12 protein-coding genes are annotated in these 17,046 nt (G+C 34.6%); 8 read left to right on the top strand and 4 right to left on the bottom strand.

Features of this window, described 5'->3' with window-relative positions:
- The first annotated feature begins 168 nt into the window (after positions 1-168).
- From argS to ACICP9_RS06325, 5 genes are all read left to right on the top strand, one after another.
- The gene (gene argS, locus ACICP9_RS06345; RefSeq protein ID WP_395497666.1) at positions 169-1,932 is read left to right on the top strand and encodes an arginine--tRNA ligase; all 1,764 of its coding nucleotides are present in this window, start codon (positions 169-171) and stop codon (positions 1,930-1,932) included.
- Positions 1,932-2,603: an SPOR domain-containing protein gene (locus tag ACICP9_RS06340; RefSeq protein WP_071662833.1), complete on the top strand. Its 672-nt coding sequence runs from the start codon at positions 1,932-1,934 to the stop codon at positions 2,601-2,603. The genes argS and ACICP9_RS06340 overlap by 1 nt, the downstream gene beginning before the upstream one ends.
- 105 nt (positions 2,604-2,708) lie before the next feature.
- Positions 2,709-3,266, top strand: a complete 558-nt coding sequence (hslV, locus tag ACICP9_RS06335) for an ATP-dependent protease subunit HslV (RefSeq protein ID WP_071662832.1) — start codon at positions 2,709-2,711, stop codon at positions 3,264-3,266.
- A gap of 188 nt (positions 3,267-3,454) precedes the next feature.
- Positions 3,455-4,795 (top strand): ATP-dependent protease ATPase subunit HslU, encoded by a 1,341-nt coding sequence (gene hslU, locus ACICP9_RS06330; protein WP_395498946.1) that lies wholly within the window; start codon positions 3,455-3,457, stop codon positions 4,793-4,795.
- A gap of 1 nt (position 4,796) precedes the next feature.
- Positions 4,797-5,150, top strand: coding sequence for a gamma-butyrobetaine hydroxylase-like domain-containing protein (locus ACICP9_RS06325; protein WP_071662831.1), 354 nt, complete (start codon positions 4,797-4,799; stop codon positions 5,148-5,150).
- On the opposite strand, the gene tyrS is transcribed toward ACICP9_RS06325, so the two are convergent.
- Together tyrS and rsmI are read right to left on the bottom strand one after the other, a co-directional pair.
- Positions 5,147-6,355, bottom strand: coding sequence for a tyrosine--tRNA ligase (gene tyrS / locus ACICP9_RS06320; protein WP_395497663.1), 1,209 nt, complete (start codon positions 6,353-6,355; stop codon positions 5,147-5,149). The two genes, ACICP9_RS06325 and tyrS, sit on opposite strands and share 4 nt — an antisense overlap.
- The gene (rsmI, locus tag ACICP9_RS06315) at positions 6,348-7,196 is read right to left on the bottom strand and encodes a 16S rRNA (cytidine(1402)-2'-O)-methyltransferase (RefSeq protein ID WP_395497661.1); all 849 of its coding nucleotides are present in this window, start codon (positions 7,194-7,196) and stop codon (positions 6,348-6,350) included. Before rsmI ends, tyrS begins: the two co-directional genes overlap by 8 nt.
- An 81-nt stretch (positions 7,197-7,277) precedes the next feature.
- On the opposite strand from rsmI, the gene ACICP9_RS06310 reads away from it, so the two are divergent.
- From ACICP9_RS06310 to ACICP9_RS06300, 3 genes are read left to right on the top strand one after another with little or no spacing between them, the layout of a single operon-like run.
- On the top strand, positions 7,278-8,636 hold the full coding sequence (locus tag ACICP9_RS06310; protein ID WP_395497659.1) for an amino acid permease: 1,359 nt from the start codon (positions 7,278-7,280) through the stop codon (positions 8,634-8,636).
- An 8-nt stretch (positions 8,637-8,644) separates the two neighbouring features.
- Positions 8,645-11,653: a mechanosensitive ion channel domain-containing protein gene (locus tag ACICP9_RS06305; RefSeq protein WP_395497657.1), complete on the top strand. Its 3,009-nt coding sequence runs from the start codon at positions 8,645-8,647 to the stop codon at positions 11,651-11,653.
- A gap of 8 nt (positions 11,654-11,661) precedes the next feature.
- Positions 11,662-12,747, top strand: coding sequence for an undecaprenyldiphospho-muramoylpentapeptide beta-N-acetylglucosaminyltransferase (locus ACICP9_RS06300; protein WP_395497655.1), 1,086 nt, complete (start codon positions 11,662-11,664; stop codon positions 12,745-12,747).
- A gap of 14 nt (positions 12,748-12,761) precedes the next feature.
- Here the strand turns inward: ACICP9_RS06300 and ACICP9_RS06295 are convergent, their stop codons facing one another.
- On the bottom strand, positions 12,762-15,185 hold the full coding sequence (locus ACICP9_RS06295) for a translocation/assembly module TamB domain-containing protein (protein ID WP_395497653.1): 2,424 nt from the start codon (positions 15,183-15,185) through the stop codon (positions 12,762-12,764).
- Positions 15,182-16,909 carry an autotransporter assembly complex family protein gene (locus ACICP9_RS06290; protein ID WP_395497651.1) on the bottom strand — a complete coding sequence of 576 codons (1,728 nt, stop codon included), beginning with the start codon at positions 16,907-16,909 and terminating at the stop codon, positions 15,182-15,184. The genes ACICP9_RS06295 and ACICP9_RS06290 overlap by 4 nt, the downstream gene beginning before the upstream one ends.
- Positions 16,910-17,046 lie beyond the last annotated feature (137 nt).

The following is a 17,046-nucleotide window of genomic DNA, read 5'->3' as shown; positions in this document are numbered from 1 at the left end:
TACCAGATAAAGGTAATAGGCGCCGCACAAAGGTTAAAAAAGCTATAGGAACTAAAAAAGGCTTCATAGACTTAAAAAGCTTAATTTATCAGCTTATTGGCTATATTTTTCCGGAAGGATATTGCGTTATAATCTCGCCCTTCCTTGGTCATCTATTGATTAATCCCTATGAAACGCATAGTGCAACAAGAAATCAAAAATGCTTTGTTAAGTATGGGCGACTTATCCTTACCTTCTTCACTGACTATTCAAGTTGATTATGCTAGGGAAAAATCACATGGTGATTTTTCTAGCAATATTGCTTTAGTTCTGGCTAAGAAATTACAGATTCCACCATTACAATTAGCAGAAAAAATAAAATCGACTATAGATTGCTGCTCAGAAAATTCTAAACTAGAAAAAATTGAAATTGCAGGACCAGGATTTATTAACTTCTTTTTAAAGAAATCTATTTGGTATGATGTTATCAATCAGATTTTAAGTCAAACAGAACAATTTGGGACTTCAAATCTAGGTAATAATGAACCTATTTTAGTTGAGTTCGTTTCTGCTAACCCCACAGGACCTTTGCATGTAGGCCATGGCCGAGGGGCTGCTTATGGTGATTCTATTGCAAGATTATTGAGAGCGGTAGGTTATCAAGTTTGTGCAGAATATTATATCAACGACGCCGGAAGGCAAATGGATATTTTGGCTACTAGTGTCTGGTTACGTTACTTAGAGATTTGTGGAGAAACATTTACTTTTCCTAGTAACGCCTATCGGGGAAATTATGTTAAAAAGATTGCTGAGCAACTTTTTTCTGAATATGACAAACATTTTTTCCAATCTGCTGAATTAGTATTTAAAGATGTTCCTATTGACGAACCACAAGGTGGGAATAAGGAACATCATATTGATGGTCTTATCGACAAAGCTAAAACCTTATTAAGCCGAAGCAATTATGAAAAAATATTCGAGACAGGTTTAAACTCTATTTTAAGTGATATTAAAGAAGATCTGAGTGCATTTAGAGTAAATTTTGATGACTGGTTTTCAGAAAACAGCTTATTTAAAACAGGCTTTGTCGATAAAACTATAAAACGCTTAACAGAAAGTGGAAAAACCTATGAAGCTAATGGGGCTTTATGGTTCAAATCGACAGACTTCGGTGATGATAAAGATCGAGTATTACTACGCGAGAATGGTCAACCAACCTACTTTGCTGCCGATGCGGCCTATAGACTATGTATTTTAGAGAAACGAGAATTTAAAAAAATAATTAACGTATTAGGTTCAGATCATCATGGTTATGTGCCCAGAGTTCGCGCGGTTATTCAAGCCTTAGGGTTTTCAGCGGATAGTTTAAAAGCTTTATTAGTACAGTTTGCTATTCTTTATCGTGGGGATAAAAAAATCCAGATGTCGACTCGTAGCGGAGAGTTTATTACTTTGCGAGAGCTTAGAGAAGAAGTAGGTACTGATGCAACGCGGTTTTTTTATGTCCTACGACGTGCCGATCAGCATATGGACTTTGATCTTGAGCTTGCTAAGGAGCAATCGAACGCGAATCCCGTCTATTATGTACAATATGCCTATGCGCGAATAAGTAGTGTCATGCGTCAACTGGCTGCGAAACAAAAGGTTTGGGAAAAATCTTTAGGGATGAATGTGCTTAAAGAATTAAAGGAACCACAAGAACAGGATTTGTTAGTTTTGTTGAATCGATATCCTGAAATATTAGAATTGGCAGCTATTACTTATGAACCACATATTATTGCGCATTTCTTAAGAGATTTAGCGCAACTCTTTCATGTTTATTATAATTCATTTGTTTTTCTGATAGAGGATGATAATTTGCGAAATGCACGATTAAATTTAATTGCAGCAATTGCACAAGTAATTAAAAATGGCTTAAATCTATTAGGCGTAGAAACTTTGGAAGTAATGTAATGGCTAAAGATTATGCAAAGAAATATATAAAATATAAATATTTGACCCCTAGACGTAAAAATAATCGTTCGCTTTGGTTGATGCTAGGAATTTCAATCGGCTTATTTATTTTAGGTTTATTTTTTCTCAAACCTATTCATAAAGGAAAATCTATTCAGCCAGCTGAAAAAATAAGCAAGAACAAAAACATTAAAGTACCTACTCCTCAATCACCAGAACCAAAATTTGACTTCTATAATATATTACCTCAAGAAAATTTGAATTTATCATCCCATGTTGATTCTGCGATGAAGGAAATGCCTTTGTCGAATAATATAGCCTCTATTCACGCTTCTTTAGGACAGAGGCCTATCGATGCAATGCTCAGCCCAACGCCAGAACAAGTGGCTATAGCTGAGGCTAAAAAACAGTTAGAAGAAGAAATGGGGCAATTGAATCATGAAGCTTATGTTCTTGTCTTAGGCAATTTTACAGAGCGAGCTCGTGCAGAACAATTACAAGCTCAGGCTTTGCTGAAAGGGTTTCCTGTGCAAAAAAAAGTTAATTTATTTAATGGAAAGCCTGTGTATCAGATCTTTATGGGTCCTTCAGACTTAAATCAGCTTACACAGGAAAAAAAACGTTTAAATGCAGCCGGTTTAGCAGCTATTTTGGTTAAAATCACTTCATAAAGAGGAAATTACATTCGTTTGGGTCCTTGTGGACCCTTGAAAATATTAAATAAGTCACCATAGTGATAGTTTAAATAGCCTATAAAATTTTAAAAAGGGTAAATAGTGCAATCATTACATGGTACAACAATACTGTTAGTTCGGCGTAACGATAAAGTTGTTATTGGTGGAGATGGCCAAGTGACTTTGGGTAATGCGATTGTTTTAAAGGGAAACGCGCGCAAGGTACGTAAATTATACGATGGTCAAGTATTAGTTGGATTTGCAGGAGCTACCGCAGACGCGTTTACACTAATAGAACGGTTTGAAAATAAACTAAAGGAATGTAATGGGCGACTAGATCGGGCTTCAGTTGAACTTGCAAAGGATTGGCGCTCTGATCGAGTTTTACGTCGGTTAGAAGCAATGCTTGCAGTTGCTGATAAAGAAAAGTCTTTTATGTTAAGTGGAAATGGCGATGTAATTGAGCCAGAACATGATTTAATTGCCATAGGTTCGGGTGGAGCTTATGCACAGTCAGCCGCATTAGCATTATTTCAAAATACTAAATTAAGTGCCCGTAGTATTGTTGAAAAAAGTTTAATTATCGCAGCGGACATCTGTGTTTTTACAAACCACCAACGTACGATTGAAGAAATTGATTCTGTGAACACAAAAAAATAATAATCTCTATCTAAACTAATTACTTATTTTAAATAATGAAAACTAACTCGTTCGATTTAATTGATATACCTTCTGATGAAACCAATCAAGTTTCTGAGCTAACCATGATGGATGCTAATTTTTCTGAAGATACAAATGAAGTCAACAATGATGCGAATTTGCCTACGGGCAAAGATTATTTAAGTAAAATTGATTTGACTCCTAAACAAATAGTGCAAGAACTCGATCGTTTTATCATAGGGCAAAATGAAGCTAAAAGAGCGATTGCAATCGCCTTACGTAATCGTAAACGTCGTATGTTACTTGAACTAGAATTAAGAGATGAGGTGACGCCCAAAAATATACTCATGATTGGTCCTTCCGGTGTAGGTAAAACTGAAATTGGTCGGCGCGCGGCTAAAATTACCGGTTGCCCCTTTTTAAAAATAGAAGCTACAAAGTTTACTGAGGTAGGTTATATTGGACGGGATGTTGATTCTATTCCTAGAGATTTAGTGGATTCTGCATTTAAATCTCTGCGTGAAGAAGAAATTACTCACCTTCAGCCTCAGGTCTTAGAAGCTGCAGAGAGTAAAATTATTGATAGCTTTGTTCCTCCTTCACGCCCACAGATCAAAACCGAAGCGGCAGATGAGCTTAAAAATAAAGAAAAATCGATAGCAAGAAATGTTTTTCGTAAGCAATTGCGGGCGGGACTTTTGGATGATAAAGAAATCGATGTAGAGTTAGCCGCTTTACCAGCGGGAGTCGAGATCATGGGTCCTCCAGGTATGGAAGATATGACTAACCAACTGCAAAATATGTTGCAAAATATTGGTACAGCACGTACCCGTACTCGTCGTATGAAGGTAAAAGATGCATTAGTAGTAATACAAAAAGAAGAAGCAGGGAAATTACTTGATGAAGAAGATTTGAAACGTAAAGCCATAGAGTGGGTTGAGCAATATGGGATAGTGTTTATCGATGAAATTGATAAGGTATGTCGTCGAGGAGAAACAAGTGGTGCTGATGTTTCTCGCGAGGGAGTGCAACGGGATTTATTGCCTTTAATTGAGGGTTGTACTGTTTCTACAAAATATGGCATGGTCCGAACAGATCATATTTTATTCATTGCTGCGGGTGCTTTTCATTTTTCAAAGCCGTCGGATTTAGTCCCTGAATTACAAGGTCGTTTGCCGATTCGAGTGGAATTAAAGGCGCTAACAGCCAAAGATTTTGAACGTATTTTAATCGAGCCGCAAGCGTCTTTAATTGTACAGTATCAGGCTTTGCTAGGTACGGAAGAACTTGTATTAAACTTTGATAAACTTGCTATTCAACGTATCGCTGAAATTGCTTATGATCTCAATGAAAAAACCGAGAATATTGGCGCACGTCGTTTATATACTGTGATGGAGCGATTGCTGGAAGAAATATCTTTTGAAGCAACAGATTATACGGATAAAAACGTAAACATTGACGTTAAGTATGTCGATAAACATCTAACACCCTTAGCGCAAGATCAAGATACCAGTCATTTTATTTTATAACATGGTTCCTACTCCTAGTGAGATAAAACTTCTACAGAAAACACGAATATTGGAAATTCTGTTTGATAATGAAGAAAAGTTTTGTTTATCCTGCGAATATTTAAGAGTTTTTTCTCCTTCTGCGGAAGTTAAAGGACATGGCCATAGCGAAGGAAAATTAGTTAGCGGCAAAAAAAATGTGAATATCATTAAAATAGAATCAGTTGGTCATTATGCTATCAGATTATTTTTTGATGATAATCATCAGTCAGGAATCTATAGTTGGGAAACACTCTATGAATTATCTAAGCATCATGATGAATATTGGAAGCGCTACCTACAGCGCCTAGAATCCGCTGGCGCAAGTCGAGGCTAGTTTTTTTTATTAATAGTGACTTTAGCAAAGCGTCTTTTTCCAACTTGATAAATATGAGTTGTACCGGGTTTAATTAACAGTTTCTTATCTTCAATTTTTAGTGAATCAATTTTAACTGCCCCTGCATCAATTGAACGCAATGCTTCTGAGGTACTAGTTACTAAACCTGCCTGCTTTAATAAGTTGGCAATCGATAAATTCTCACCAGGGATGCTTATACTCAGTTTTTTAATTTCTGAGGGGATGGCGCCATCTCTAAACCGATGTTGAAATTCCTGTAATGCTTTTTCAGCATCCGCTTTAGTATGAAAACGCTCAATAATTTCTAAGGCCAACTCAATTTTAAAATCACGTGGGTTGGCTATGCCCTCTGTAGTATCTTGCTGCATCGATTTAATGTCATATAAAGATTTTTTGAATGAAAGTAGCTCAAAATAGCGCCACATCAACTCGTCAGAAATCGACATAATTTTTCCAAACATATCGTTTGCCGGCTCATCGATAGCAATATAATTATTTAGTGATTTAGACATTTTTTGTACCCCATCTAAACCCTCTAACAAAGGCATGGTTAAAATTACTTGTGGGGTTTGCTTAAAATGTTTTTGTAATTCTCTTCCTAGCAATAAATTAAATTTTTGATCATTACCACCACATTCCATATCAGTTTTTAATGCGACAGAATCATAACCCTGAAGTAAAGGATATAAAAACTCATGGATTGCAATAGATTGATGTTGGCGATAACGCTGATGAAAATCATCTCTTTCTAGCATTCTGGCAACCGTGTAGGAGGAGGCTAATTTAATCAGGTCAGTAACTGATAATCTTCCTAACCATGCCGAATTAAATTGTAAGTTAGTTTTTTTAGGATCTAATATTTTATCAAATTGTTGTTGATAAGTTTTGGTATTGGCGGCAACTTCATTGAGGCTTAAAGGAGGGCGAGTCACATTTTTACCAGATGGATCACCAATAAGTGCAGTAAAATCACCTATGATAATATCAATTTCATGACCTAAATCTTGTAATTGGCGAAGTTTGTTGATAAGTACAGTATGACCTAGATGTAGATCAGGAGCTGTTGGGTCAAAGCCTGCTTTGATGCGTAAAGGCCTATTTTCTTTTAATTTATGTTTTAATTCATCAGCAACAAGTATTTCAGTACTTCCTCGTTGAAAGGTTGCAAAAATATTATCATTCATGTGATTTATCCGTTATAGCCAACGCCAATGCGTATAATTTATTTTTTTTCGCGTGAGTTATTTTAGCAGCAAGTGATGTAGCTTGTTTAATCGGCAATTCAGCTAATAAAATTCCTAAAATTCGCTGCCTATCTATTTCATAGGGGCTTAGATATTCGGCTCCTTCGACTAGGATGACGAATTCTCCTTTTTGTTGATTTTTATCTGAGTTTAGCCAAATGTTCAATTTTTCTAAATTATCCCCATGAATAGTTTCAAAAGCTTTTGTTAGCTCTCTAGCCAATACAACGTAACGTTTGGGTCCAAATACAGCAAGCATATCATCTATCAACTCTAAAATACGATGTGGCGCTTCATAAAAAATAATTGTCCGTGTTTCATACAAGAATTCCTGTAACTTTTTTAGTCTGGCACTATTTTTTCCAGGTAGGAACCCTTCAAAAATAAATCTATCACACGGTAAACCCGAAGCACATAAAGCAGTGATTAAAGCACAAGGACCAGGGATAGGAATAACGGGAATTCCATGTTGGTGGGCTAATTTAACTAAACGATAACCCGGATCATTAATCAGAGGAGTTCCCGCATCACTAATTAAGGCAATGGATCGATTTTTTTTTAGGCAATTTAAAAGAATTTTGCTGGAAATCGTTTCGTTATGTTCATGTAATGAAATTAACGGTGTAGTAATGCCAAAATACTTAAGTAATTTTTGACTATGGCGAGTATCTTCGGCAGCAATTTGATCAACAGTTTGTAAAATTTCTATTGCTCTCGTGCTACAGTCTTCTAGATTGCCTATCGGTGTAGCAACGACATAAAGGCCAGGAATTTTTGACATAAAACTTTTCGCATTAAGATATGAGATGGGTATAATGGCACAGCGTTTTATTCTGCGCAAAACTCAGAGGTTAGATTCAAAATGTCCAAAAAGATGAAGCAACAAAAATTAGGGCTGTGGATGTTAACTGCGCTAGTTACAGGTAATATGATAGGTTCAGGGATTTTCTTATTACCAGCCTCCTTAGCCGCTTACGGAAGTATTAGTTTGCTCTCTTGGATTGCTACAGCGGCGGGCGCTTTGTTAATAGCATTAGTCTTTGCTAAGCTAGCTAATGTGATGCCACTCATAGGAGGGCCTTACGCTTATTGTCGAGAAGCATTTGGTGATTTTGTTGGATTTCAAATGGCTTATAATTACTGGATTGCACTTTGGGTAGGCAATGCGGCTATAGTCGTTGCTTTAACAGGGTATTTAAGCTTTTTTTGGCCACTATTAGCTAAAAATGCGCTATGGTCTTGTTTGGTTAGTATTAGTTTGGTTTGGTTAATGACATTTATCAATATTCTAGGTGTTCGGCATGCGGGTATTTTTCAGTTATTGACAACTATTTTAAAATTGATCCCATTATTACTTATTGCATTTGTTGGTATTTTTTATATTCATCCTCATTTTTTGAGCGCATTCAATTTATCGGGTAAATCTAACTTAAGTGCATTTAGTGGGGCAGCGACTTTAACTTTATGGTCTTTTATTGGTTTAGAATCAGCTTCCGTACCTGCGGACCATGTAGATAATCCTAATAATACTATTCCTAAAGCGACTATTTTGGGAGTCATTATAGCGACAGTTGTTTATATATTGAGTAGTATTACAGTGATGGGGGTTATGCCGTTAACGGAACTTGCGCATTCTAATGCTCCTTATGCTGATGCAGCAAGAGTGATATTTGGACCTATAGGGAGCACTGTAGTTGCTATTGGGGCAGTTATTTCTTGTATAGGGGCTTTAAATGGTTGGATTTTACTTCAAGGTCAAATTCCATTAGCTGCAGCACAAGATAAGCTTTTTCCTAGTATTTTTTTAAAAAAATCAGAAAATGGAACGCCAGTTGTTGGTTTAATAATTTCTAGTGTTTTAATTAGCTTACTATTATTGATGACTCTAAATCACAGTTTGGTTAAACAATTTACAATTATTATCTTATTAGCAACTTTAGCCTCGCTGATTCCTTATTTTTTAACTACGATGTCTGAGTTAGTTATTTTTTTAAAATATCCTGGGCTTTTTAAAAAAGGTAGAAAATTATTTAGTTCAGTGATTATTGCAGTTTTAGCTGGAATCTATTCCTTTTGGGTTATCATAGGTTCCGGTAAAGAAACTGTATTTTATGGGACATTGTTATTATTGAGTAGTGCCCCTGTATATGTATGGATGAAATGGCGTTCTTCCTCCAATATAGACGTTATAAACGGAAAGCAACCTTTACCTTTACCCTGAGGCATAGTTTGTACAAACTATTTGTTTTATTATTTATTTTATTGGGAGGTTTTTATTCTCCAGCTTATGCTGAGGTTAATGAATCTCCTTTAGTGAGTTTAACTCAACAACAATTAGTTGCTGAGCAGACACGTAGTGATTTACTGAAAAAGAAATTTCAGGGGTGGCGTAATGAGCAAAAAATAGCATCGCCCATCATTAGCAAACAATCCCTTGAGCATCTTGATTTAATGATTGCTATGGCAAAGGCTGATCTGGAAAGTATCAGCTTAAGTCTAAAAACAACCCAACAATCCACCGATTTAATTCAAGACTCTATTCGAAATGCACCTGAGCAATGGGAAGTTTCAATACCTCCGGGTTTATCTATTTCCCAAGAAGTTCAGCAACAACAGACACAATTACAACAAATTTTACAAGAACGAAGAAATTTATTCAATTTACAGCAAAAGCGTATTAAGGTTTTGCAACGTTCGCGTGATACGGTACAACAAACTATTAATTTTGCTGAAGAATGGCGACAAAATTTACAGAGAAACTATCAATTACAGCAACAAGCTCATCGGCAAGAATCTCTAGATGTGTTAGCTGTGCGTTTACAACAAGATCAACAAAAATGGATGCAACGTCTAAATCAATGGAATGAAGAATTAAAAAAAGCCGAAGTAACAGGGTTTATCAATAATTATTCTTACGATCAAATAGAGTTTAATATATTTGAAGCAGAAGAAAAAAATAATTTACTCGAGACTGAACTAAATACGGAAAAAATATCTAATAAATTACAAGATCTAGCTTCCGCATTTAATCAAAAATTATCATTAAGTACGCTTAGTAATTTGCAGCATCAAATTGAAAATCTAAGTGAGCAAATCAATACTTCAATTGACTTATTTCACATTAAAATCAAATTTTTAAAAAATTATTTGATCTTAATCAATAAAGATCTGCAAGAAGGAGTGCCTAATTTTGCACATGCTCAGCTAAAAATAGCTCCATTAAAAGAAATTATGATCGGCTATCAAAATTTGTTTATAAAAATGCAACAATTGGCCAAAGAAGCGGATGCTCAACAAATTCTTATAGCAAAACAATTAAAACTTCAACTTGCCAATAGACAAGCTTTGCCAGGCTGGAATTTGAATGCTTGGATTGGTTTGGGAGAAACCATTATTCAAATTCCTACACTGACTATAGATAAATTAGCAGGGCTTTATGAACCTGTTTTTAACAAGTTGGAGTTAGTATCCAGCTGGCAATGGTTAATTGTTTTTTTTGGTATGCTGATATGGTTTGCTACTTGGTTAAAACTAAGACGATTTTTAGCTGTGGATAGAGTGCGTTTACAGCAACGCAGCCGAGGTTTTTTTTCAGCACAAACAGTGATAGTGGTGTTGCAATTGCTGCAGCGTCATTTATCTGGAATTATGTTATTAGCAGGATTAATTGGACTATTGTTTTTATTAAATATACCTATCAAATTATTTTCTTTGATTATTAGTATGAGTGTTGTTTGTTTGATATTTAGTATAGTTATTCAGCTCGCTCATATTTTATTACTTGAAAATACTACGGATGAAAGCGGTCATGATGTCAAACTTTATTATCGCTTGCGAACAACCTTATTGATCGGTGGCATAGTGACGTTAGCGACTATTTTGGTTAACCAACTACCTGTCAATTATGAAGTTCAAGATTTATTTGGTCGTTTATTTATGTTGTTTTTGCTTATCGTGGCTTTAGTATTGATGAAAAGTTGGGAAGTTGTTCCCACCTTGCTAGAACCTTACATAGAAAACAAACATGCTTATTTAAAAAGGGTTATTCGCTGGCTAAGCTTTTTAATCCCATTCAGTTTATTAACCAATGCCTTAATAGGATTAGTAGGCTATGTGGAACTGGCTTGGGCTATTGCACATTACCAAGGTTTATTTTTAGTGGCTTTGACAGCTTATTTATTGCTTAGAGGTCTTTTAGATGAGTTAGTTCGTTGGGCTTCTGAACAATGTATTCGCCATTTCAGAAATGGTTGGTTATGGAGCCAATCCTTATTAAAACCATTCCATCAAATTTTAAAATTATCATTATTGATTTTATCAATAATGGGCTTATTTGAACTTTACGGCTGGGGCGATCGCGTTCCGTTGTTGAATACTAGCCTTGCAAAATTACTCTCTATGAAATTATTTGTAATAGCTAGTACCGCAACGGTAACAGGCTTAACGATAGTACAGTTAGCTATATTAGTGGTGATTTTAATTTGGATAGCTCATTGGTCTCGAGAGTTTGCTTATCGTTGGCTGTTTTCACATACCAAGGATTTGGGTTTACGCAATAGTTTGGCAATTTTCACCCACTACACGCTCATTGCTATTGGAATTACGATTGGATTAAATATTTTAGGTTTAAATTGGGGGAATATTTCTGTAATTTTAGGTCTTTTTTCCTTGGGTGTGGGATTAGGGTTAAGGGACTTATTTAATAATTTCTTTACCGGAATTTTTTTACTACTTGAAAGGCCTGTTAAGGTGGGAGATTGGGTGACAGTGGGTAACTATGATGGACAAGTTTCACATATTGGAGCTCGTTCGATTACTGTAACAACCGATGATCGTCAAGAATTATTAGTTCCTAATGCGGATATTTTCAGTAAAAATTTTATTAATTGGACACATCGTGATAGCGTAGTACGTGCTTTAGTTACTATAAAAACCAATCGAAAGGATAATCCACAACGAATAAAAGATATTATTTTAGAAGTGTTGGCAACGATACCAAAAATTTTAACAAATCCTAAGCCAGAGGTTTATTTTAAAGAGATTGATAAAATTTTGTTAGAATTTAAAGTTGAATATTATGTTGATCTTAATCATATTAGCTCACGCTCGGGTGTTCGTTCGCAGTTTTTATTTAGCTTATGGGAGCGCTTTGCTGGCGAAGGTATTTTACCCCCAGAAGCCTCTCATGATGTGCACCTAGAAGGTAAATTAGAGCTAAATTCCAATCCAGCGGTTTAAGCTCGTGTATGACAAAAAAAATTAAAATTATTTTTACTGGTGGCGGCTCATCAGGGCATGTTACACCCAGTTTACCGTTAATATCCGCGTTAAGAAATAAGGATATAGATATTTTTTATGTGGGTTCTAAAAAAGGCATAGAGCACTCACTTATTAAATCCTTAAACATTCCTTACTATGCTATTACGGTAGGTAAGTTGCATCGATATTGGACATGGAAAAACTTATTAACTCCTTTTCAGCTAGTGGTAGGTGTTATACAAAGCTTCCTAATTTGCCGAAAAATTAAACCCAATGTTATTTTTTCCAAAGGTGGTTTTGTTGCTTTGCCTATCGTTATCTCAGCTAAATTAAATGGAATTCCAGTTGTGATTCACGAATCTGATTTAACCCCTGGTTTAGCTAATCGTCTTAGCTTTCCTTTTGCAAAATTGATTTGTATTACATTTCCTGAAACTGCTAAGTATTTTAAGAATAAAAGTAAAGTATTATTGACAGGCATGCCTATTCGAGATTTTCTGAAACATGGAAATCCTGAAAAGGGTTTAAAGTTTTGTGGTTTTACCGATCAACAGAAACCGGTGTTATTAATTATGGCGGGTGGTTTAGGTTCGACTATTGTGAACGAATCTATCCATCGTCTAATAGAACCGCTAACGAAAAAATTCCAAGTCATTCATATTTGCGGTAAAAATAAGTCCAATCCTGCGTTTGAAGGAATAAAAAATTATAAACAGTTCGAATATCTACAAGATGAATTTGCTGATGTTCTAGCAACTGCAGATTTAGTGATTAGTCGAGCAGGTGCAACTTCTATTTATGAGTTATTAGCCTTAAACAAGCCACATATTTTGTTACCTTTATCAAAAAAAGCGAGCCGAGGAGATCAAATTGATAATGCAAAATATTTTGCTTACCTAGGTCTAAGTAAGGTTATCTACGGCGAAGAATTTTCAGACGAGAAACTATTCAAGACTTTGTCTGAAAGCTATGAAAATTTGGATCAGTTAAAAAATCAGTTAAGCCAGTTCAAGCAGATTAATGGAATACAAATTATTATTGAAAAGTTAATATACTTTTCATGTAATCAATAGAACCTATTTAATCATTAATTTTTTTCCAATTTATAGAATAAGTCTAAGCCATTAGCAAAGTTGCTACTGGTGGTTTGTAAGGAAAAATTTTTATTTAAAAGGTAGTTTATTTCTAAAATACTGATCTGATCCAGCAAACCTAGACTATAAGAGATATTAAGTTTTGGCGAAAGATTTTTTCCAACTATTAACGAAGTATTTTGTTGTAATCTATTTGTAGTCGGATCAAAAATCGGTTTGCTTCCAATAGTCAATTGATCTAAACCCATTTTCTGTTGAACTTTACTAATAAGTTGACCAATATTATTTTTTTCACTTCCTAAATTGCTAGCAGCGTTTAATAATAATTGTGTACTTGCTGCACTTAACTGATTACTGGGCTGGCCGGTAATTAAATAAGAAAGCATATCTAATTGAGATTTAATGATATTAGAAGGATTCGAAAATAAAATAATATAAGGGTTTTGTAATGTTCCTCTCACATAAAGCCCTATATTTACTGATATAGGCATAGATTGAGAAGAAAATAGTCCGGATTGAATAAAATTGTTAGAGCCAAGTTTAGATTTAACTTCATTAGAGATATCAGGAGTAGATAGTACAGGCAAGATTAAAATATTTCGACTAGCCGTAATGTTAATGGTAGGATTATTAATGGGAGTATTAGCAAAATTTAATGAAGAACTAGGTTTTAATTTTAAGCTTTGACCATAATAACTATATTCTCCGGAAAAAAGTTTTAGTTGCCCTGTTGCTAATACAGGATGATCCGAATCTTGTATTATCGTAAGTGAACCTTTTAATTTAGTGTTAAGCCCTTGATATTGCAACAGAATATCTTTACCTGCTTCTATTTTAATTTTACTTTTTAAAGAAAATGGTAAAATTAAAGCTTGTTTCTTTTTTCCTACAAACTCTATATCGTTAGATAATTCAATTAAATTATTATTTTTAGGGTTAATTTTCATTCTAGCTTTTGGAAATGCAATATAACCATCAGTTTCAATTTGTTGAGTATTTGCTTTAATTTTTAATTTTGGAGAAGCAGTAATTTGATATTCTGGATTACTAATAATAGTGATATCTTTTCCTTGGATATCTATTAATGTTGATAAATTATGTTTTAATAAATTTGTTGAAGTATGAAATTTTAAGGATCCTTTTCCGGAGTCAATTTGGCCACTGCCGAGCAAAATATTTTTATTGGTATGCAGCTGATATGTTATGTTTTTTAAATTAAGGCCTAAAACAGGAATATAAGTACTAGCTTGTTGTAAATTAACGGTTAGCTTAAATAGAGGCTTATTCAATAAGCCTGAAATTTTTAATTGGGCATTAAAGCTCCCTTTATTATTTTTAAGCTTAGGAAATAATTGTGTCAGAAAATTTAAATCTTTGAAGTTTAAATCAATGCTAGCGTGTATGGGTTGTTTCGATTTTAACCATGAGTGTGCTTGATAATTGGATAGTAATAAGTAAGCAAATAATTGATTTCTATTTCCTTTAAAGGTTTGGAGCGATGTTTCTAATCCATATTTTGATAGATAACTGTTAATTTGTGTATTAGGGATTATTATCTTGGTAAGTTGCCCGTCTTGAACTAATCTGTTCAATTTAAATTCAGATAAATTTCCTTGTAGAGAGAATGGTGATAAAGATCCAGATAATTTTAATCGTACTGGTGCAAGCTTAAAAGTTTTATTATTGAACTGAGTAGTCGCTAAATTAAAAAACCATTTGTTGCTTTTAGTATCTATATTTAATGCGGCTTGAATTTGTTTGAATTGACATTCTTTCCACTTCAGATTTGTTTTTTCAAGAACTAGGTTAAATTTAGGTTGCTGAAATATTCCGATTATTGACCCTTGCAAAACTACTTTACCATGTAAATTGGGAATAGAGCTTGTTGGTTTCTTAATAGTTAACTGCCAATTAATGTGCCATTGCGATTGAATGGAGCCTTTTAATTCTAAGCGTATGTTGTCGGCTTGAATATTCATTTGATGAATAACAACAGAATCAAAGTTTAAAAAATGAAAAATTTTTGGAATTTGAAAGGTTTTTTTTTGATAAGTTTTTGATTTTTTTTGACTAGATTTCTGCTTTATAAAAAGATTTAATTTATCAATAAAGATTGGCCCTAAATTTAATTTTCCTTGTAATAAATTGCGCCAATGACTCTCCCACTTTATCTCAGAAATAGACAGGTTAATTTTACTATTTTGATAATTTAATTCTTTCAGCTGAATGGGACCTAACAGCCGGCCATGTATAACATTTATTTTTAGCTGACCTGGCAAGAATTGTTTTCCGACTAATATGACTGTTTCTAAGCCTCTTTCTGTGTTTAGAACGATATAGCTACTTAATAAAAAAACACTGATTAATAAACTTCTAAGCAACCATTTAACCCAAGATAATTTCTTGCTGTTTATCATAAGAAATCAAACCCCATCGTAAATTGAAATCTTATGGGGTGCCCAGGAAGATCCAAGGCTTTACCTACCGTAGCTTCCATAGGTCCTAAGGGGGATGCCCAAACTAAGCCAAGACCTGACCCTTTTTGCAAGTGCACGGGGAAATTATTAACGGCATTCCCAGCATCAAAGAAAATAGCACCATAAAAATTATTGATAAGTCGGTGTTGATATTCCACACTACCGGTCATTAAATAAAGTCCGGGGCCAAGGGATTCATAGGCATAACCACGAACACTTTGGCTTCCTCCCGCATAAAAAAGCAACGAGGGAGGAAAGTTGGCTAAATTAGAGGCTACTGTATAGCCGATGTCACTACGAAACAGGAATCGACTGTTATCATTCCAGCTTAATATGTATTTTCCTTGTAATTCTGTTTGTAAAAAGCTTGTATTGGATAATAAATTTTGATCGGCACCTTGTAATCTAAAATTTAACTGATAGCCATGCCGTACAAAAAGCGGATTATCAAATTTACTGTAGGATAAATTTATACCTGGAGTTAATAGACGCGAGTTAGTCATTGGCCGATTAATATAATGAAAACGTTCAATTTGATAATTTAAAAATAAATTACGTTGCCAGCCTTTCCATTTATTCATGCTACCTATTCCTAATTGTTGCGTGGTAGTCGTTACTTGAGTTAGTTTTTTTCTGACGATAGCAAAATTAATATTATAATTATCAGTATTGGGATGTTTCCCAGGAATGGTATAAGTTGTTTGCAAGCTCTTTTGTATTTTAGATAATTGGCTAAAAATACTTAAGCGGTGGCCTTCCCTGTTTAGGTAACGAGATTCCCAGCCTAAGGTTCCACGCATACCCACATCTGTTCCATAGCCTATTCCTGCTGTATATTGTTGGGATGGACGTGGCGTCAATATAAAAGTAACGGGCAAATTTTTATTTAGTTTGCTTATCTGAGAATCACGAATCGATACGTTTTGAAAATATCCGCTTTTGTTTAAATTATCTTGTAGTTTTAAAAGTTGGATTGAAGAATAAGGGGTGCCCCGCTTAAAAGGAATGTAACGCTCTAATAAACTATTGTTAAGTATGGATTGTTGGAAAGTGATAGGGCCGAAATAGTAACGTGTTCCCGTATTTAAAGTCAGAATGAGTTTAGCTGTATAAGCTTGTCGATTAATTAAAATAGTATGTTTAGAAAAATAGGCAGAAAGATAGCCTTTGGCAATAAACTTAGCGAGTAATTTTTGTTTGGCATTTTCATAGGCTTCACTTCGAAAAACATCACCTACATGCAGTGGAAAATCATCAATTAATTTTGTTATTTTTGGGTCTTGTTTTGCTTCTTCATCTTCGACTGAAACTTGTAAAGTGGTGATTTTTAATGGAGGACCGACAGAAATTTGATAACTAGCGTCCCAGCTTGAATCAATTTTTTTAAATGTAGGCTTAATAGAGGGTTTGAAATAACCATAGGCTTCCAAGGTTTGTTTGATGTCTGAGACAGACTGTCGATACCAGGATTGGATATCTTCAGTTGAAGGCTGTGTTAAAGTTTGTAAGCTTCGATCAAGCCGGCGTTGAACAGGGCTCATAAGGTCTTGATTTAAGCCCTGTATTTGGTAAACCACGGGAGGATATTCTGCATATCCAGAAGAAGCACAAAGGATGTTTAAAATAGCGAAACCAGCTATAGCCAATTTTATTTTTCTTATCATATTAGGTTTATTAAATACCTAATATAAGTCCATAAGTAAAGGAAGTAGGCGTTAAAATGGCATATAAAACATTATTTTTTATGATTTTAATGATTTTTTCAGGAAAAATAGCTATTTTTAGGTGGAACGGAAGCGCT

The organism is Rickettsiella endosymbiont of Litargus connexus, assembly GCF_964277335.1.
GTDB classification, from domain to species: domain Bacteria; phylum Pseudomonadota; class Gammaproteobacteria; order Diplorickettsiales; family Diplorickettsiaceae; genus Aquirickettsiella; species Aquirickettsiella isopodorum.
This window is presented reverse-complemented; position numbering and strand designations above follow the sequence as displayed.